We start from the raw sequence: 17123 nt of genomic DNA on the forward strand, positions 1-17123 counted from the left end.
GGTCGGGGTACGGAGCGGGGTCAGGCCGAGCGGCGGCGGGACAGCAGGGCCACGACGAGTCCGGCGACACCGGCGGCGAGACCGAGCCCGCCGAGGACGCGGGCGGTGGTGTCACCGGTGCCGGACTCGGCCGCGAGCTCGGAGTGGCCGGCGTCGGAGTTCTGCGCATCGGCCTTGCCGGCGTCCTCCGCCCCGCCGTGGCTGTGCCCGCCCGCGCCCTCGGCGGGCTCGCTCAGACGGAGTACCGGGGCCGGGTTCTCCGGCTCGGAGCCGTCTTTCGCGGGCTCCTCGATCCAGCGCACGACCTCCTTGTTGTCGTACGTCTGGAGGGCCTTGAACACGAGCCGGTCGGCGTCCTCGGGCAGTTGCCCCACGGAGAGCGGGAACTCCTGGAAGGTGCCCGGCTCGACCTTGCCGCCTGTCCAGGTCACCTTCGTGACGGCTTCGTCGATCTTCTCGCCGTGCATCTCGAGGGGCTTGTCCAGCTTGGACCTGGTGACGTCGACGTCCCAGCCCGGCACCGGCTTCGGCATGACGGACGCCAGCGGGTGGTCGGCCGGCATGGTCACCTCGAGCTTCACGGTGGAGGCGTTGTCGCGCTCGTTGGGGACCTTGAAGGCGATGGTGCTGTAGCCGCCCTTCTCGGCTTCGCCCGGCTGCACGCTGACGTGCGCGAGGGCGGGGGCCGCGGTGAGCAGGAGGGCGGCCGCGGCGGTGGCGCCGACGACGGCGGCACGGCGGCGGGGGAAACGATGACGCAATGCAGTCATGACGGAAATGCTCCAAGTCGGATGGATGAACCGGGGTGCGATGGCGCGTACGGGACCGCGCGACGGCTCCCCGCCCGTGCATCCGATGGGAGAGCGCCGCGTCAGGCCGCCAGGGCGAAGCGCGGCGGGCCGCGTCGCGCGACACTGTGGTCCAGCTCCGTGGAGCCCGGACCGGTCCGGTTCCGGGAGCGCACGAGGGGGGCCCGGGGGAGCGTCGCCGGCGTGCCCGGCAGGCCCGCTCGCACCGAGTGCAGCAGCGTGACGGCGGCACGCAGGGAACGTGCGAGCGCCTGTTCGGCCACCGAACCGGCCGAGAGCCCGATGAGCCGCACGAGTGCGGCATCGCCCCGGCTCAGCAGCAGACCGAGCACGACCGCGGCGAGCAGGTGGCCGAGGAGCATCGGCAGCGACGGCAGCAGGGACGAGGACAGCGCGTCATGGGCTGCGGAACCGTGTCCGCCGGGTCCGCCGTGCGCGGACGGGTCGATACCCGCCGCGTGCACGATCCGCCGTGCCTCTGCGGCACTCGGCGGGACAGGCCCGTCGTTGCAGGTGATCCGGGCGGCCAGGGCGACCGTGCGGCCGGAGGCGCCGGTCCGCGGCGGTGCGGCGCAGTAGTGCTGGGCAAGGCCGAAGAGCAGGTGCAGGGCCGCCTGTCCGAGCGCGAGTCCGGCGGCGACGCCGGGCACCGAACGCCCCCGGCCCGCCAACGGTCCCGCCGCGGCGAGGACCACGGCGAACCCGGCGGCCAGGGTCCACATCGGCAGCGGTCGACCCGAACCCACGGCGTGCCCGGCCGCGGACAGCACGACGCAGACCGCGGTGAACATCGCGGCCCTCAGCAGTCGCGGACCGGCGCTGACGCGCGCGACGGGCACATGCATGGCTGCGCCATCATCCCATCGGCGCTCCCCCGCGGGTACGGCAGGGAGGGGTTCGCGTGTCCCGTCAGGGGGCGCACGGGGGCACGCGGCGCGTCCTCTTACACCGGCGTACCGATGTCCGACATCCGCCGATCGGGCGTAGCCGCACGTTTTCGACGCTTACGGGGAGGGGCGGGTGGCAATACGTAACGGTAGTCGAGGTGCAGCCGGGAGGCCGGGAGCATGAGCATTTGGTGGTCACTCCATCTGCGCTGCGAGGCTGCGAGCGTCCCACTCGCCCGGCGGCTGCTGCTCGGCGCGATGGAGAGCGCCGGTGTCGACCCCGACGTCTCCTACGACCTCTCGGTCGCGCTGAGCGAGGCCTGCGCGAACGCCGTCGAGCACGGTGGCTCCGCGGACGTCCGGGCCGGCGGCAGCTGCGGCGCCTACCGCGTCACGGCCTATCTCGACGGCGAGAAGTGCCGGATCGAGGTCACGGACGCCGGGCCCGGGTTCCCCGCCGGTGCGCCGGATCCACTCGCCCGCACCCTGCCGGCATGGCAGATGCCGCAGCCGCCCCGGCTCGCCGACGCGGAGACGGAGCACGGCCGCGGGCTCGGCATGATCGAGGCGCTCGCGGACCACGTGGACTTCCGCAACCGGCCCGGCCGTGGCGCGGTGGTGAGCTTCGACAAGATCCTCAAGTGGCGCGACGAGGCCGTGCTCACACCCGCCCCCTGACCGCATCCCCGTACGGGCCGGATCCCGTACGGCGGGATCCCGGTGGAAGGACCGGTGGCCCGGTACCGGCGAGCGAGCCGGTGCCGGGCCACCGTGGTGCTGCGTCCGTCAGCCCTTCAGCCGGGCCATCCAGGACTCGACCTCGCCCGCGGCACGGGGCAGCGCGGCCGACAGGTTCCGGTTGCCGTCCTCGGTGACGAGGATGTCGTCCTCGATCCGCACGCCGATGCCGCGGTACTCGGCGGGGACGGTGAGGTCGTCCGCCTGGAAGTACAGACCGGGCTCGACGGTCAGGACCATGCCCGGCTCCAGGGCGCCGGCGACGTACGTCTCGGTGCGCGCCACGGCGCAGTCGTGCACGTCCATGCCGAGCATGTGGCCCGTGCCGTGCAGCGTCCAGCGGCGCTGCAGTCCCAGCTCCAGGACCCGCTCGACCGGCCCCTCCACCAGGCCCCACTCGACCAGCTTCGCCGCGAGGACACGCTGCGCGGCGTCGTGGAAGTCGCGGTACTTCGCGCCCGGCCGGACCGCCGCGATACCGGCCTCCTGGGCCTCGTACACCGCGTCGTAGACCGTGCGCTGCAACTCGGTGAAGCGGCCGTTGATCGGCAGCGTGCGGGTGACGTCCGCGGTGTAGAGGGTGTGCGTCTCCACCCCGGCGTCCAGGAGCAGCAGTTCGCCCGGGCGGACGGGGCCGTCGTTGCGCACCCAGTGCAGCGTGGTCGCGTGCGGGCCGGCGGCGCAGATGGAGCCGTAGCCGATGTCGTTGCCCTCGACGCGGGCACGCAGGAAGAAGGTGCCCTCGATGTAGCGCTCCGAGGTGGCTTCGGCCCGGTCCAGGACCCTCACGACGTCCTCGAAGCCGCGGACCGTGGAGTCGACGGCCTTCTGCAGCTCACCGATCTCGAACTCGTCCTTGACCAGACGGAGTTCGCTGAGGAAGGTGCGCAGCTCCTCGTCGCGCTCCTCGTCGAGCAGTCCGGCCAGGGCCGCCTCGAGCCCGGCGTCGTGGCCGCGGACCATGCGGACCGGGCCCGCCTGCGCGGCCAGCTCGCCGGCCACCTCGCGCACGTCGTGGCAGGGCAGGCCGAGCCGCTGCTCGGACTCGGCCAGGCTGTGCCGGCGTCCGACCCACAGTTCGCCCTGGCCGCTGAGCCAGAACTCGCCGTTCTCCCGGTCGGAGCGGGGCAGCAGGTGCAGCCGGGCCTCGTGACCCTCCGCGACCGGTTCGAGGACGAGGACGCCGTCCTCGGTCATGTCACCGGTCAGGTGCGCGTACTCGGTGGATGCACGGAAGCTGTACTCGGTGTCGTTCGAGCGGGTCTTGAGGTTGCCCGCGGGGATCACCAGGCGCTCGCCCGGGAAGCGGGCGGAGAGGGCCGCGCGCCGGCGGGCGGTCTCGGTGGCCTGCGGGATCGGCTCGAGGTCACGCAGCTCGGTGTCCGCCCATCCGCTGCGCATGTTCTGGGCGAGTTCGTCGGACACGGCCGGGTAGAGGCCGTTCTTCCGCTGCTTGATCGGTTCCTCGCGGCCTTCCGGGGTCTCCGGTGCGCGCTGCTCGGTCACGGTTTCCTCCTCGTACTGAACCTCCCTGGGCCGGCGGCATGGAGGTACCCCCATCGTAGGTGTGAACGAGCAGGTCACGGACGAGAGGCTGTCGAATCACCCTTTCCCGGCGAACCGGGCGGCGAGCAGCACCACGTCCTCCGGACTGTCCCCGTCCCCGGGCAGCTCCGGGAGCACGGTGCGCAGCACGTGGTCGGCGATCGTCTCGGCGTCGCCGCGCAGGGCCCTGGGGACGCCCGCCGCCGCGGCGTGCAGCCGGGCGAAGGCGCGGTCCATGGAGTCCCCCGTGCGGTGCAGCAGGCCGTCGCTGTACAGCAGCAGGGTCTCCCCGGGCGCCGCGGTGAGCTCCACGCTCGGGGCTTCCCAGCAGGCGAGCATGCCGAGCGGGGCGGACAGCGTCGTCTCGACGTACTCGGTGCGGTGTTCGCCGATCAGCAGGGGCGGGCAGTGCCCGGCGCCCGCCAGGGTGATCCGGGTGCCGGCGGTTTCCGCTCGGGACTGGTGCGGCCCGTCGGCTCCGGGTGCGTTCGCCGCGGGCTCGCAGTAGGCGAAGAGCGCGGTCGCGGTCCGGGCGGGTTCGGTCAGCCGCAACAACAGCTCGAGGTCGGACAGGACGGCGACCGGGTCCTCCCCCTCCATCACGGCGTAGGCGCGCAGGGAGGCACGCAGCCGTCCCATCGCGGCCACCGCTCCGGGGCCCTCACCGCCGGCGCCGCCCACGGCGAGTCCGAGAGCTCCTTCGGGCAGTGGCAGGGCGTCGTACCAGTCGCCGCCGCCCCGCGGGCCGGTGCTGTGCCGCACGGCCAGTTGCACCCCGGGCAGCCGGGGGAGCCGGCTGGGCAGCAGTTCCTCGCGGAGCACCCGGGTGGTGGCGCGGGCCTGCGCGAGTTCCAGGTGCCGCGCGAGGTGCTCGGCGGCGTAGCGGGTGTACTGGCCGACGAGCTGCCTGCGCTGCTCGACGGGCTCGGTCGGCTCGTCGTAGAGCCAGACGGCCGCGCCGAACCGGCCTGCGCCCTCGGTGGCCAGGGGGACGGCGTAGCTGGCGGCGTAGCCGAGCCGGGCGGCGACCTCGCGATGGCGGGGGTCGAGGTCGGGTTCGTTCAGCAGGTCGGGGTGTGCGACCTCGGTGACGGTCTGGCCGTCGTCGGTGGCCGGCAGGCCGTCCAGGATGCGTCCGTACGAGGCGGAGCCGCGGGGGATGGTTTCGATCGTGCCGAGGTCCGCACGGCCGAGACCGAGACCGACGGTCGTCTCCGGGCCGTGGCCTTCGCGGGGCCGGAGGACGACCAGCCCGCGCTGTGCGCCCACGAGCGTCGCCCCGGCGGCGAGGAGTTCGTGCAGGGCCGTGTCGAGGGTGTCGGTCCGGACCAGACGCTCGGTCAGTTCGTGGAGCGAGGTCAGGTCGGAGACCAGGCCCGCGAGGTGGTCGTGGACGGAGGCGGGACGGTCGAGCGGGGGGACGTCGGAAACGACCGGCGCCGGAGAGTCCGCGGCGGAACGCGAAGTGAGGGGCGACGTTTTCGGCGGAGAATTATGGCCCGGGGCCGGGAGGGCAGAACTGATTCCAGCCACTTTCGGGACGTGGGGGGCGTTCATGGTCGGCAGCTTTCGTGTCCGGCTTCCGGCAAGGGGCCCCCCGGTCGCGCAGCCACCGTCCTGTGGTCGACAGTTGTCCGGTCATGCGGCTTTTCATTGTTGACGATTGCCTGGTCGGACCACCGGTGCAATTCTCGCAAGAGCATCACAAACCCCCATGCCATGCTGCGCCGCTACCAATGACTCCAGATGTACACGTAGGTGTGTGACGTGTCCAGCATGGCGCAGCCCGTGGCTTCCGGGTGTCCTGGGCCGCCTCGAACTGGCTGGAAATGGCCCCTCGCATCCCGGGCCTGCGATCGACTGAGGCCGTTCGGCAGAGCGTCAACACCGTCGTCACGGGTACGTACTCGGTGAGGACCGGGGGCAGTTGAACAGCCCCGGAACCCGGAACCGGGATCGAACGTCCTATCCGTCGACGGCCGCGTCCCCCATCGCGATCCGCGGGTGGCGCACCCCTCCCGGCCGCAGCCGGGAAGCACACAGTTCGAGCGCCGGGCGGGCCACGTCCCGCGCCGCGGTCCGGTCCGGGCCGTGACGCGGAGGTCGCCCGGAAGCAGCAGGCGAAGTTCCGTTCACGTGGTGTGAACGGCCCCGTTCGGGTAACGCGCCACGTACTGCCGTCCAGTTCGATCGGCACCAGCACCTCGCAATACCGGCAGATGCCGGCGCGCGTGCACTCGGCGCACCGGCGGCTCCGGCATCGGTACAGCGCGCGACAGATGCGATGCGAACAGACCTCGGCGTTCACGGAAAGGAACGAGCGCTCATGCGCGAGATCCCCGGAAGGCGACGCAGGCCCCTTCAGCACCTGCTCAGGCGGAGGCGGGGCAGTGCGCCGGCGACCCAGCTCGACACGGCGCTCACCTGTGCCCGGTGGCAGTGGCCCGTCGTGCCCGGCGCGGGGCTCCGGACTTCCGCCGGTGCCGGGCAGGGCTGTGCATGTCCCGACCCCGGCTGCCCCGTTCCCGGCGCGCACCCCCTCGACCCGGTCCTCCTCGCGGCGACCACGGACGTGCGCATGGTGCGGTGGTGGTGGCAGAACCGGCCCGCCGCACCCGTGGTGCTGGCCACCGGTGGCCGCGCGCCCTGCGCGCTGAGCCTGCCGGCGGCGGCGGGGGCCCGCGCGCTGGCCGTGCTCGAACGGGAGGGCGTGCGCCCGGGCCCGGTCGTCGCGTCCGCCACCCGGTGGTCGTTCCTGGTCGCCCCGTACTCCCTCGAACTGCTGGGCGAGGTGCTGAACGAGCAGGAGTGGGTGCCCAGTTCGCTCCGCTTCCACGGCGAAGGCGGGTACCTCGTCCTGCCCCCGTCGCCGACCGGGGCCGGCCGGGTGCGCTGGGAGCGGGGGCCGGCGGCCGGTTCCGCGGCGCCGTGGCTGCCCCGGGTCGACACCCTCGTCGACGCGCTCGTCGAGGCGAGCGCCAGTACACCGGACGCCGGCAGCCGGCTCGCTCACTGACCCCGGGGAGTGCCGCCCGAGGGACGGCCTTCACGTCCGTGTTCACTCGTCCGGGTAGCAGCGGGCCGGTGATGTACGGGAAACGGGTGTGCGCGCCGGATCCGTCACGCGCGGCCCGATATGTTCACCCAACCGTCGAGCACGTCCAGTGAATTGCAGGTGGGTGTCCCATGGAGCGGCTGTCGAATCCCCGTGCGCCGAAACTGCGCGCCGTCGCACTGGGGAGCGCGGTCGCCCTCGCGGTCGTTCTCCCGATCGCCGTGGCGACCGCGAACCCGGCCGGCCCGGAGCCGTCGCCCCTTGCCGGGACGCAGCCGGCCGCTCCGGCCGCGGGACCGGCCGTGGCCGGCGACGCGACCGGGTTGCTCTCGGAGCTGAATCTCCCGGAGGCAGGCGACGACGCCCGGACCACCTCCGTCTGCGGTCCCGAACTCGCCTCCCCCGAAGGGGTGGAGGCGCAGACCTGCGTCCTCAGCGGCGGTGGTGGGACGTGGGGGCGCACCTACTACCGCAACGCCACCGGTCGTGACATGGACGCCGTCGTCGTGCTCATGGGCCCGGACGGGCGGAACGTGCAGGTGGTCTGCTCGCTGGACGCCGGTGACGAGCCGGGGGTGTGCGACACGCCCCGCGAGCCGACCGTGCGGGGCGGCGCGGCCGAACCGTACGGGGCGGTGGCGGAGTTCGCGTCGGCGGACGGGCAGCGCTCGCTGCTGCGGACGGGCAGCGGTGCAGGCGGGGGACCGGGCGTCTGAGCCGGGCGGGGCGGCGGTTTCCGCAGCGCCGGGCCACGAGTTCGCGAGGGCGTCCGGACCGGTCCGGACATGGAAGAACCCGGTCGCTGGCGACGGGGGATGCACCAGCGACCGGGCTTCAAGAACGGTAACAAGAGATCTGCTGTTCGCAAATTCGATCGAGGAGATCCGGGCGGTTATTTACCCTGGAGTAAGGACCTTGTGATGGAGATCACTTGCCGCTCCTCCGACTTCGTCACCCTCAGCTGAGCGTGACCTGACGGTTGGTGAGACCGCTGCGGGCGCGCCGCTCGGCGGGCGTCAGGGGCGTCTTTGCGGCCAGGCTCTCCGCGAGCCGCTCCGCGAACTCCGCGGCCGGTTTCTCGACGTCCCCCGCGCGCATCGCGGTGGGCAGGTCCCACACCGGAACCATCAGACCGTGCGCACGGAACGAGCCGACCAGCCGCGTGCCGTCGCCGAGTGACGAGGCACCCGCGGCGTGCAGCCGGGCGAGGGCGTCGAGGAGTTCCTCCTCGGGGTGCGGCATGACCCAGCGCAGGTGGTTCTTCTCCGGGGTCTCGCACCAGTACGCGGACTCGACGGAGCCGAGCCGCACGGTCGGGATCGCCGCCTCGTTCGCACGCTCCAGGGAGGCGGCGACCTCGGGGGTGTTGTTCTCCGGGCTCTCCAGCCAGAACTCGAATCCCTCGTGGACCACCGGGGTAAACGGCGCCGACGTGTCGATCAGGTCCTGCAGACGGGGACTGCCGGCGGCGGGGCGCTCGGCTGTCACGGGGCTGCCCGGGGCCGCCTCGAGGGCGCGTCGCAGGATGTCCGCGAGATCGCGGCTCAGGTCACCGGAGGCGGTGTCGTTCTGAAGGCCGATCACGACGGCGCCGTTGTCCCGGCGCAGCCCGGGCCAGGCCATCGGCAGCACGGTGGCGAGCGTGACGGAGGGGACGCCCTCGGGCAGCCCGTCCTTCAGCGTCAGCTCGACCGTGGCTGCGGGCACCAGTTCACGCAGCGCGACCCAGTCGCACTCACCGGGCAGGCCCTCGAACGGGCGCTGCACGAGCTCCGTGACGGCGTGGGCGGCAGCGCGTCCGTGGCAGGCCTTGTAGCGGCGGCCGGAGCCGCACGGGCAGGGCTCGCGTGCGCCGACGACCGGATAGTTCCCGTCAGTTCCTGTGGACGGCTTGGCGGCCTTCGTCTGGGTGCGCTTCTTGGCCATGGCGTCGGTTTCTCCCGGTTGCGGCGGTGCGTCTCGGCCGCCGAGCCCGGGGCTTGTCCGAAAGTCCCCGTCCGGCCGGCGGCGCCTGGCACGCACGTCCGCTGCGTTGCCGATTCGTCCGAGTGGCCCACTACAGGCCGATCCTCCGCCTTGCGGCTGCACGCACCAGACGCCGCGGGCCCCGCCCAGGGGCGGACGACGCTACTTTCACAACGAACCCTAGCCGTTCGCCCGGGCACCCGTGCTGTTCCGGACCGGCCGGGACCGCCGCGTCGCACCGCCGTCGCGGGGTGCTCCGCGGGTCGGGGTCAGAGGAACTCGGAGAACTCGTCGAGTGGTTCCGCGAACTCGTAGGTTCCCAGTCGCGTACGGGACTCCGGGAAGGCGCTCGGCCGGTTCCCCGCGACGAGCACCACCCAGACCGTGACCTCGCCGAAACCGTCACGCACGCCCCAGTCCTCGGCGATGGCGTTGATGATGTTGAGGCCGCGGCCGCCGCGGGCCGTCACCGACGGGGTGGCCGGACGCGGCCGGGTGGGCCCGCCACCGTCCGTCACCTCCACGGTCAGCCGGCCGTACTCGTCCATGCGCCACGCGGCGCGGACCGCGTCGTCGGACCCGCCGTCCCTGCTCAACGGGCGGCCGTGCCGGTACGCGTTGCTGAGCAGTTCGGACAGGACCAGAACTGCGTCGTCCACGACCGCGTCCGGGACCCCCGTCGTGCGGAGTCCGTCGCGCATCCGGCGCCTCGCATCGCCGACCCCCGCCGGACCGTGAGGTACGGCCATCACCGACGACGTCGGCACTTCCCGTGCCACCACGAACGCCACCCCCGAGACCTCCTCAGCTCACGCCAGGGGATGGATGCCCATGGCAGGGACACCGGAAACCGGACACCCCGATCCCGCGGGTACGCACCGTGATCGGCCGGAGCCCGGCCGCGGGGCACGCGCCGCCGTGGCCGGGGCCGGAGGCCTGTGCGGTCACCGTCCGAGATGGGCGATCACGTGCCTGGGCCGGTTGGTGATGACGGCCTCGACCCCCAGCCGGACACAGACGTCGACGTCCGAGGCGGAGTCGACGGTCCAGACGTGCACGGCGTGCCCGGCCGCGTGCGCCCGGGCGACGTACTCCGGGTTGTTCCGGACGAGACGGATGCTCGGTCCGGCGATGTGCGCACCCGCGGGCAGCCGGCCGTCCCGCAGCCGCGGGGAGAGGAACTGCATCAGGTACACGGTCGGGACCTGCGGCATCATCAGATGCACCCGGTCGAGCGAGCGGGCGGAGAAGCTCATCACCCGCACCTGCGGGGGAGCATCCGGGGGCGGGACGAGCAGTCCGAAGCGGCCCAGGAGCGACTGGATGCGACGTTCGACCTGGCCCCCCGCCCAGCGGGAAGGGCGCTTGGTCTCGATGGCGACCTCGACACGGCGGCCGGCGTCGACGACGAATTCGAGCAGCCGCTCCAGGGTGAGCACCGACGTGAGTTCCGGATCACGCTCCGGGTCCGCCGTCCCGTACCACTCCGGGGACTCCGCCCGGTGCTTCCACTTCCGCCACGAACCGAAGTCGAGGGCGGCCAGATCGGCCAGCTCGAGCGCGGAGACGGCGCCCCGTCCGTTCGACGTGCGGTTCACCCGCCGGTCGTGGACGCACACGAGGTGACCGTCCGCGGTCATCCGGACATCGCATTCGACGGCGTCGGCGCCGTCCTCGACAGCTCTGCGATAAGCGGACAAGGTGTGCTCCGGCGCGTCCCGGGAAGACCCGCGGTGAGCCACGACGGAGACGGGGACGGGCCCCGGCCGGACGTCGCGGGCCGAGCGTGCAGAGGTCACCGCGTTATGGTGCCACCGTCCCGTGCGGTGTCGCTCGGGCGGACGCGGACCGCGATCCTGCGGATGCGTCCGTTTTGCCCGAGGTAAAGGATGGCGGTCCGTGCCGGTTCCGCTGCTTACGGTCCTCTGACGCGGCATGGGAAAAGCTTGCGACAGACACTTGTGAACGTTGCCGAGACTCAACACGTGCATCTGAGGAGAGAGCTGTGAGCACCGAGAACGAGGGCGGCGGCGTTCCGCCGAGGCCGGAGCCGTCGCGGGCCCCCGAGGCCCCTGAGGCAGCCCCGTCCGGCGCACCGGCCACCGGTTCCGCGGCCAGGGCGGAGGCGTCGCCCGAACGGCCCGTGCCGCCCGTGCCGGAGGGCAGGCCGTCCACCGGCGAGTCGTCCTCCGGCCGTGGTGACGACTACCGGCTGCCCCCGCCCGCCCTGCCGCCCACGGCCGAGCGGACTGCGGAACTCCCGGCTGCTGTGGGCCACGCGTCCGCCGGGGCGGACGACCGCCCGGGATCCGGGGCGCCGGGGGCGTCCGGGGCACAGCACCACGGGCATCCGATGCCGCCCGTGAACCCACCGCACGCCGGTCCGGCCTACTCGACGGGCGGCCCGGCCGGCGGGCACTGGCCGCCTCCGCCCGGTGACGGGTCCGGCGGGACCGGAGGCTGGGGCGGCGGGCACATGCCGTCCTCCTCGTCGCCGCGCAAGGGCGTCGGCGCCGTGGCCGCCGCCGTGCTGGCCGCAGCCCTGGTGGCCGGCGGTGTCGGCGGCGGTGTCGGCTACTGGGCGGCGGAGAACAGCAACAGCGTGGGGTCCACGACGGTTTCCTCGTCCGGTGATCCGGCGGCCGCGAACCGCTCGCCGAAGTCCGTGGCAGGCATAGCGCAGCGCGCCCTGCCGAGTGTCGTCACGATCGAGGCCCAGGGCAGCCAGGGCGACGGGGGGACCGGCACCGGCTTCGTCTACGACAAGCAGGGCCACATCCTCACGAACAACCACGTCGTCGCCTCCGCAGCCCAGGGGGGCAAGCTCACCGCGACGTTCTCCAACGGCAAGAAGTACGCCGCCGAGGTCGTCGGGCGGGCACAGGGCTACGACGTCGCCGTGATCAAGCTGAAGGGCGCGTCCGACGCCGAGCTCGCGCCGCTCCCGCTGGGCGATTCGGAGAAGAACGTGGCGGTCGGGGACGCGACCATCGCCATCGGGGCCCCCTTCGGGCTCGCGGGCACCGTCACCACCGGCATCATCAGCGCCAAGAACCGGCCGGTCGCCTCCAGCGACGGCGGCAGCAACAACGCGTCGTACATGAGCGCGCTCCAGACGGACGCGTCGATCAACCCGGGCAACTCGGGTGGTCCGCTCCTCAACGCTCAGGGCGCGGTCATCGGCATCAACTCGGCGATCCAGTCGGCGGGTGGCGGGTTCGGCAGCGAGTCGCAGCAGTCCGGCAGCATCGGCCTCGGCTTCGCCATCCCGATCAACCAGGCCAAGCGCGTCGCCCAGAACCTGATCAGGACCGGCGAGCCGGTGTACCCCGTGATCGGCGTCCAGGTCGACATGCGCCAGCAGGGCGACGGTGCCCGGATCGCCGAGAGCGGGAACGGCGGCAGCGCGCCGGTCACGCCGGGCGGCCCGGCGGCCAAGGCCGGCCTGAAGCCGGGCGACGTGATCAAGAAGCTGGACGACACGGTCGTGGACAGTGGCCCGACCCTCATCAGCGAGATCTGGACGCACAAGCCGGGCGACCGCGTCACGATCACGTACGAGCGCAACGGCAAGACGGCGACCGTCGACGTCACCCTGGGCCAGCGCAAGGGCGACAGCTGACGCTAGGCTGGTCCCCGCGCCGGCGCGGCTGATCGACCGATCGTCCGTACGGCGCGGGGAGGGTTGCCCGAGCGGCCTAAGGGAACGGTCTTGAAAACCGTCGTGGCGGCGACGTCACCGTGGGTTCAAATCCCACACCCTCCGCCCAGGCCGGCGAAGTAGCTGTTCAGAAGGGGTGCCTCCCGCTGGGAGGCACCCCTTCTGCGTGCACGCTGTCTCACCCTGGGTCGGCCGTATCCCGCCGTTGACCAGTGCGTGTGGGCCAGCCGTGGGCCAAGATGCGCTCGTTCCTGCTTGCGGCATGGACCGCGTTCGCAAGCGCTGATCAGAGGGCGCCGTCGGTAAGCCGGTCAGTCGACAGCAGCCGACTGCGTTAACGCGGTGGCCAGGATGGCCCCCGCGAAGCAGCGGTGGACAGTGACGTTGCCCGAAACCAATGCGAGCTGGGCGTAGGCGTCATCACCGGGGCGCGGCGAAATGCCAAGCCGCAAGGGTCAATTCACAAGATTTTTTAGCTATCACTGTGAGTCATACGTGCAGCTCAAATCATGAAGTGGAACTCCTGACTCAGAGTATAGGAAACCCCCTTTCCTGTTCAAAACAGGGTTCGATCGTGAATGATCTCAGCAGCGGGAACAGGTGGGGGTCGGGAGGCATGAACTATCTCGAACCGACTGATTTCTCAGATTCGCTGCGCTGTCAGTCAGCGAATCGGCCGGGTGCTGAGCACCCGGCCGTTATGACCAGCGGACGCCACCGCCAGTCATTGGAATCCTCAATCGCCAGAATGGAGACTCCGTTGTGAGCGTAGCAAAGCAGTTAATCAAGTTCTGCCTACCGCCGCAGGTTGGCTCATGGATGGAGGGGCCTCTCGCAGCAGCCCTCCTTGCTGACTTGAAGACGACCCAGGCACGGGACGGTGCCTGATGAGTACGAATCACCGACACGGTCGTGGCATGTATGTACGCCTTCCTGGCGCCACATCGGCGACTGCCGTTCTCAGCAGTGGCTCGGTCGGGGCCGGCCTAATGACAGGCGCCGTTCCTGCCGACTCTCGTCTGGTATGGCCCTTGGTCATCCTCGTTCTCGGGTCGATGGCGTACGACCTTGGTGTCCGCGCCCTTCATCGTCGCCGTCCTTGACCTGAGTTGGGGCCCCTGCGCCTCGAGGCGGAGGGTTTCCTCCAAGGAGGCACCCCACAAACCTGTAGAGAAGCGCGCCCCGTTGGCTCTCACCGGCCCACGGGGCCGCTCTCGCTCAGAAACCGCTCAGCGTTCTGCCAGCGCCCGGTCACTTGTCCCTGCTCAGCTCCTCCGAGATCAGCCTGTTGGAGTTCTCCTGCGCGCCTCGAAGGATCTTGGCGTAAGAGCGAAACAGCACGACGATGCTGTGGCCGGCCCGGCGGGCGAAACCTCGACAGGGTCCACGCCGGATTTGATCCGCAGGGACACTCCTGCGTGCCGAAGTGAGTAGGGCACGTCTGCGAGGGGCGTCGCGGCTGGCCCCCTTCTCTGACGCAAGCTGCTCGCTTCAGCCGTGCGACCGGCGGAGCCGGGGGGAGCGGGACGGAGGCAGGAGCGAGCCGGGATGATGCAGAGAAGTTCGTAACGCGCTACGTCGCCCGTTCGAACAGGGTTCCTGATCGGCGGTTTCGAGGTCGACTGCACGCACCGGGGGCGGGCGCCTCCGCCGGGACGAAGGGGTGCCCCCACCGGGGGCACCCCTTCTCATCCCGCCGTCCCGCTCCGGGCCGACGGCATCCCGCTGCGGACCGGTGCGCAACGGCTCATTGGAACCACGAGGAGCCCGGTCCCTGCGCGGCGTCTTCCTGCCGGGAGCGCGGGGACGGGTCCACCGGCTGCTCCGGCGGGCCCTGGGGGTGAGGGGCGGCCGTTTCGTGAGTGTGCTGGTGCGGGGCGACGGCCGGCGGTGGGTACGGGGAGTACGGGTCCGGTTGTGGGTGTGACAGGCCGTTGATGTCCAGTGCCTGGGCCGATCGCTGTACCGCTTCGGCAGCTTGGCGGGCCTGGGCGGGCACGTCGCCCTGTTCGCCGACGAGGCGCTCGTAAATGGGCGCGTAGCCGCCGTCGTGTGGTGCCATGGTGAAGCGCTTCCCCTTCGGTGTCGGGCACGAGCTTGTCGATCCGTCTCAGAGCTCGGCCGCCGAGCGCACGCTCGACCCCTCGCTGCTGAGGGCGGAGCAGTGAGAGGGGCGAAGCCCCTCCGCCCCGTGAACGGCCGTGTCGGTGGCAGCCGTTCTTTCTTAAGCGTCTGTACCCGGGACGTGTGTCACACCAGTCCGGTGAATCAGGTGTGAATATTCCGCAACGCAGGTTCCGGCGGCGAATGGGCGATCACGTAACGGTTTCCCGGCGCAGCGCGCAGATGTGAATATGGGCAGGAAGTCGCCCCAGTGATTCCTGCCGCCGCTCACGGTGATCACCGACGGGGCGGACGGGTGGCTTCCCGGGAGAAGCGAGGCAGGCCCCTCCGGGACTGCTCCGGGCCGCCCCGCCAGGCGATTCGCACACTTGAGATTGGAATGCCATGAGTTACACCCCTGAGCCGGCCTACGCCGAACACCCGCACCCGGACGGGGGGCAGTCGGCGACGAACCGGACGGCCGTGATCGTCCACACGCTCGCCGACATCGCCGCCGCAATTCTGGGCCTGTGGATCGTTCTGTACCTCCTCGACGCCAACCACGCGAACGTTTTCGTGCAGTTCATCGAGGGCATGGCCAACTGGCTCGCGGGCTGGTCGCAGGACATTTTCACCATGGAGGACGAGCACCTGCGCTTCGCACTCAACTACGGCCTGCCTGCGATTGTTTACCTGTTCCTCGGGCACGGCATCGCTGCGCGAATCCGCAAGGCGTGACCTGAAACACATCGCATTCCACTTGCGCGTGGATTCGGTGAATGCGCGGTGGAGGCATATCTCACCAGGTATTCACCTCGGGTGATCGCGGCCCGCACCGGCGCATCGACAGGCTGGTGCGGGCGGCGCGCACGGCGTGCTCCGTCGGTACCGCGTCCGCGCCGCGCCACGGAAGCGTCGGGAGGGCCTGCAGCCCTGTGGCCGGCAGCGATCTTCCTGCGTGACGCGAGTGAACCGTTGCTCTTCGCGCTGGGCGAGTCCGTGCCGAACGTGTCCACCGCCAGGGCCGCTGGTCGGCGGCCTGCCCGGCCGAGAGGTTCGTGACAGCACGGGTTCCGTGCCGGCCGCCGAGTGGAATCGTGCGGTGAGCGGCGGGAGTTCGTCGCCGGCGCGACGGCTGGCCCGCGGTCCTCCGGTGCGCACCGCTTCCCGGCCGGTGCCGTGCGGTCTTGCCGGCCGGGGATCCGGCGGTCGGCGGCCGGAGGAACCGTTGGTCCCCCGGCGCCCATCCGTCACATGCGCCGAATCGTTCAACTCCCGTCCACCCGGCGGTCTTTCCGCTGTTCGGGGTGGACTGTCATGGTCGGTCGGCAACCGCTGACCGACCAAGGAGTCCACGTGCACACATGTCCCGTCGCAGCCACGATCGGCACGCTCCTGGGGCTCTCGGCCATAGGCCTGTCTGCTCCCGTCGCCCAGGCCGCCCAGCACGACGAGCCGGTGGTCGTCGCCCACCGCGGTGCCTCCGCCTACGCGCCGGAGAACACTCTGGCGGCCGTCGACAAGGCGGACGACCTGGGCATCACCTGGGTGGAGAACGACGTCCAGCGCACCAAGGACGGCGAGCTCGTCGTCATGCACGACACCAACCTCACGCGCACCACGAACGTCGAGGACGTGTTCCCCGACCGTGCCCCCTGGAAGGTCTCCGACTTCACCCTCGCCGAGATCAAGAAGCTCGACGCGGGCAGCTGGTTCTCCGCCGAGTACCGGAACGAGCGGGTGCCGACGCTCGAGCAGTACCTCGACGAGGTGGAGGACAACGACCAGCGGCTGCTGCTGGAGCTCAAGGCCCCCGAGCTCTACCCCGGCATCGAGCTCCAGACTCTCGACGAGCTGAAGCGCGAGGGCTGGCTGAACCGCACCCACGTCAGCAGGAAGCTGATCGTCCAGAGCTTCAACGCCGACAGCGTGAGGACCGTGCACACTCTGCGCTCGGACGTGAAGACCGGATTCCTCGGCACCCCCGCCGTGGCCGATCTGCCGAAGTACGCCGAGTTCAGCGACCAGATCAATCCGAACCACGGATCGGTCACCCCGGACTACGTCGATGCCGTGCATGCGGTGAAGGGCGTCCACGGCAAGCCGTTCGAGCTGTTCACCTGGACCGTCAACGACGTCTCGACTGCGGCCCGGCTCGCGGACATGGGGGTGGACGGCATCATCACCAACACCCCCGACACGGTCCGCGACGCGACCGAGCGCTAGGCAATCCGCTCGCGGCGTCCGGCTCCTCGCCCGGCGGCTGTCGTACGGACGGCTGCCGGGTGTGGCCCGTCCCCCGGCAGCACCGGGAGCGGAGCCCGTTCCGCCGGGGCGCGGCGTCGGGTCGGGCGAGACGG

13 protein-coding genes, 1 tRNA gene and 1 pseudogene are annotated in these 17123 nt (G+C 71.4%); 7 read left to right on the plus strand and 8 right to left on the minus strand.

From position 1 onward, the window contains the following. Positions 1 to 20 precede the first annotated feature (20 nt). Together M1E25_RS14555 and M1E25_RS14560 are read right to left on the minus strand one after the other, a co-directional pair. Positions 21 to 770, minus strand: coding sequence for a YcnI family protein (locus M1E25_RS14555; protein ID WP_251415291.1), 750 nt, complete (start codon positions 768 to 770; stop codon positions 21 to 23). A gap of 101 nt (positions 771 to 871) precedes the next feature. Next, positions 872 to 1654, minus strand: a complete 783-nt coding sequence (locus M1E25_RS14560; RefSeq protein ID WP_251415292.1) for a hypothetical protein — start codon at positions 1652 to 1654, stop codon at positions 872 to 874. A 222-nt stretch (positions 1655 to 1876) separates the two neighbouring features. On the opposite strand from M1E25_RS14560, the gene M1E25_RS14565 reads away from it, so the two are divergent. Next, positions 1877 to 2374, plus strand: a complete 498-nt coding sequence (locus tag M1E25_RS14565) for an ATP-binding protein (protein WP_251415294.1) — start codon at positions 1877 to 1879, stop codon at positions 2372 to 2374. A 108-nt stretch (positions 2375 to 2482) separates the two neighbouring features. Here the strand turns inward: M1E25_RS14565 and M1E25_RS14570 are convergent, their stop codons facing one another. Beyond that, a complete protein-coding gene (locus tag M1E25_RS14570) occupies positions 2483 to 3994 on the minus strand; it encodes an aminopeptidase P family protein (protein ID WP_251415297.1) in 1512 nt (503 codons plus the stop codon). A 42-nt stretch (positions 3995 to 4036) separates the two neighbouring features. Next, complete coding sequence (locus M1E25_RS14575) at positions 4037 to 5536, minus strand: PP2C family protein-serine/threonine phosphatase (protein ID WP_251415299.1); 1500 nt, start codon at positions 5534 to 5536, stop codon at positions 4037 to 4039. Between the two features lie 769 nt (positions 5537 to 6305). On the opposite strand from M1E25_RS14575, the gene M1E25_RS14580 reads away from it, so the two are divergent. Together M1E25_RS14580 and M1E25_RS14585 are read left to right on the plus strand one after the other, a co-directional pair. Continuing rightward, entirely contained in the window at positions 6306 to 6995 is a 690-nt protein-coding gene (locus M1E25_RS14580; RefSeq protein WP_251415301.1) for a bifunctional DNA primase/polymerase, read from the plus strand. Positions 6996 to 7165: 170 nt separating this feature from the next. Then, positions 7166 to 7750, plus strand: a complete 585-nt coding sequence (locus M1E25_RS14585; RefSeq protein ID WP_251415303.1) for a hypothetical protein — start codon at positions 7166 to 7168, stop codon at positions 7748 to 7750. A 241-nt stretch (positions 7751 to 7991) separates the two neighbouring features. Here M1E25_RS14585 and M1E25_RS14590 read toward each other — a convergent pair whose 3' ends face one another. The 3 genes and pseudogenes from M1E25_RS14590 to M1E25_RS14600 form a co-directional block, all read right to left on the minus strand. After that, positions 7992 to 8960, minus strand: coding sequence for a DUF5926 family protein (locus tag M1E25_RS14590; RefSeq protein ID WP_251415305.1), 969 nt, complete (start codon positions 8958 to 8960; stop codon positions 7992 to 7994). Between the two features lie 308 nt (positions 8961 to 9268). Continuing rightward, positions 9269 to 9909: pseudogene (locus M1E25_RS14595) on the minus strand (ATP-binding protein). A 34-nt stretch (positions 9910 to 9943) separates the two neighbouring features. Then, positions 9944 to 10798, minus strand: coding sequence for a glycerophosphodiester phosphodiesterase family protein (locus M1E25_RS14600; RefSeq protein WP_251415307.1), 855 nt, complete (start codon positions 10796 to 10798; stop codon positions 9944 to 9946). A gap of 206 nt (positions 10799 to 11004) precedes the next feature. Here M1E25_RS14600 and M1E25_RS14605 point away from each other — a divergent pair, with 206 nt between their 5' ends. After that, positions 11005 to 12621 (plus strand): S1C family serine protease, encoded by a 1617-nt coding sequence (locus tag M1E25_RS14605; protein WP_251415310.1) that lies wholly within the window; start codon positions 11005 to 11007, stop codon positions 12619 to 12621. A 57-nt stretch (positions 12622 to 12678) separates the two neighbouring features. Then, positions 12679 to 12765, plus strand: a tRNA-Ser gene (locus tag M1E25_RS14610). 1642 nt (positions 12766 to 14407) lie between these two features. Here the strand turns inward: M1E25_RS14610 and M1E25_RS14620 are convergent. Continuing rightward, entirely contained in the window at positions 14408 to 14722 is a 315-nt protein-coding gene (locus M1E25_RS14620; protein WP_251415313.1) for a hypothetical protein, read from the minus strand. Positions 14723 to 15168: 446 nt separating this feature from the next. Here M1E25_RS14620 and M1E25_RS14625 point away from each other — a divergent pair, with 446 nt between their 5' ends. Then, positions 15169 to 15501 carry a hypothetical protein gene (locus M1E25_RS14625; RefSeq protein ID WP_251415315.1) on the plus strand — a complete coding sequence of 111 codons (333 nt, stop codon included), beginning with the start codon at positions 15169 to 15171 and terminating at the stop codon, positions 15499 to 15501. A gap of 618 nt (positions 15502 to 16119) precedes the next feature. Beyond that, the gene (locus M1E25_RS14630; protein ID WP_251415318.1) at positions 16120 to 16989 is read left to right on the plus strand and encodes a glycerophosphodiester phosphodiesterase; all 870 of its coding nucleotides are present in this window, start codon (positions 16120 to 16122) and stop codon (positions 16987 to 16989) included. Positions 16990 to 17123 lie beyond the last annotated feature (134 nt).

This window comes from Streptomyces meridianus, assembly GCF_023703325.1.
Classification (GTDB): Bacteria; Actinomycetota; Actinomycetes; order Streptomycetales; family Streptomycetaceae; genus Streptomyces; species Streptomyces meridianus.

Coding starts and splice junctions, on each gene's coding strand:
- M1E25_RS14555 (WP_251415291.1), bottom strand. CDS start 770: ATGACTGCATTGCGTCATCGTTTCCCCCGCCGCCGTGCCGCCGTCGTC.
- M1E25_RS14560 (WP_251415292.1), bottom strand. CDS start 1,654: ATGCATGTGCCCGTCGCGCGCGTCAGCGCCGGTCCGCGACTGCTGAGG.
- M1E25_RS14565 (WP_251415294.1), top strand. CDS start 1,877: ATGAGCATTTGGTGGTCACTCCATCTGCGCTGCGAGGCTGCGAGCGTC.
- M1E25_RS14570 (WP_251415297.1), bottom strand. CDS start 3,994: ATGGGGGTACCTCCATGCCGCCGGCCCAGGGAGGTTCAGTACGAGGAG.
- M1E25_RS14575 (WP_251415299.1), bottom strand. CDS start 5,536: ATGAACGCCCCCCACGTCCCGAAAGTGGCTGGAATCAGTTCTGCCCTC.
- M1E25_RS14580 (WP_251415301.1), top strand. CDS start 6,306: ATGCGCGAGATCCCCGGAAGGCGACGCAGGCCCCTTCAGCACCTGCTC.
- M1E25_RS14585 (WP_251415303.1), top strand. CDS start 7,166: ATGGAGCGGCTGTCGAATCCCCGTGCGCCGAAACTGCGCGCCGTCGCA.
- M1E25_RS14590 (WP_251415305.1), bottom strand. CDS start 8,960: ATGGCCAAGAAGCGCACCCAGACGAAGGCCGCCAAGCCGTCCACAGGA.
- M1E25_RS14620 (WP_251415313.1), bottom strand. CDS start 14,722: ATGGCACCACACGACGGCGGCTACGCGCCCATTTACGAGCGCCTCGTC.
- M1E25_RS14625 (WP_251415315.1), top strand. CDS start 15,169: ATGAGTTACACCCCTGAGCCGGCCTACGCCGAACACCCGCACCCGGAC.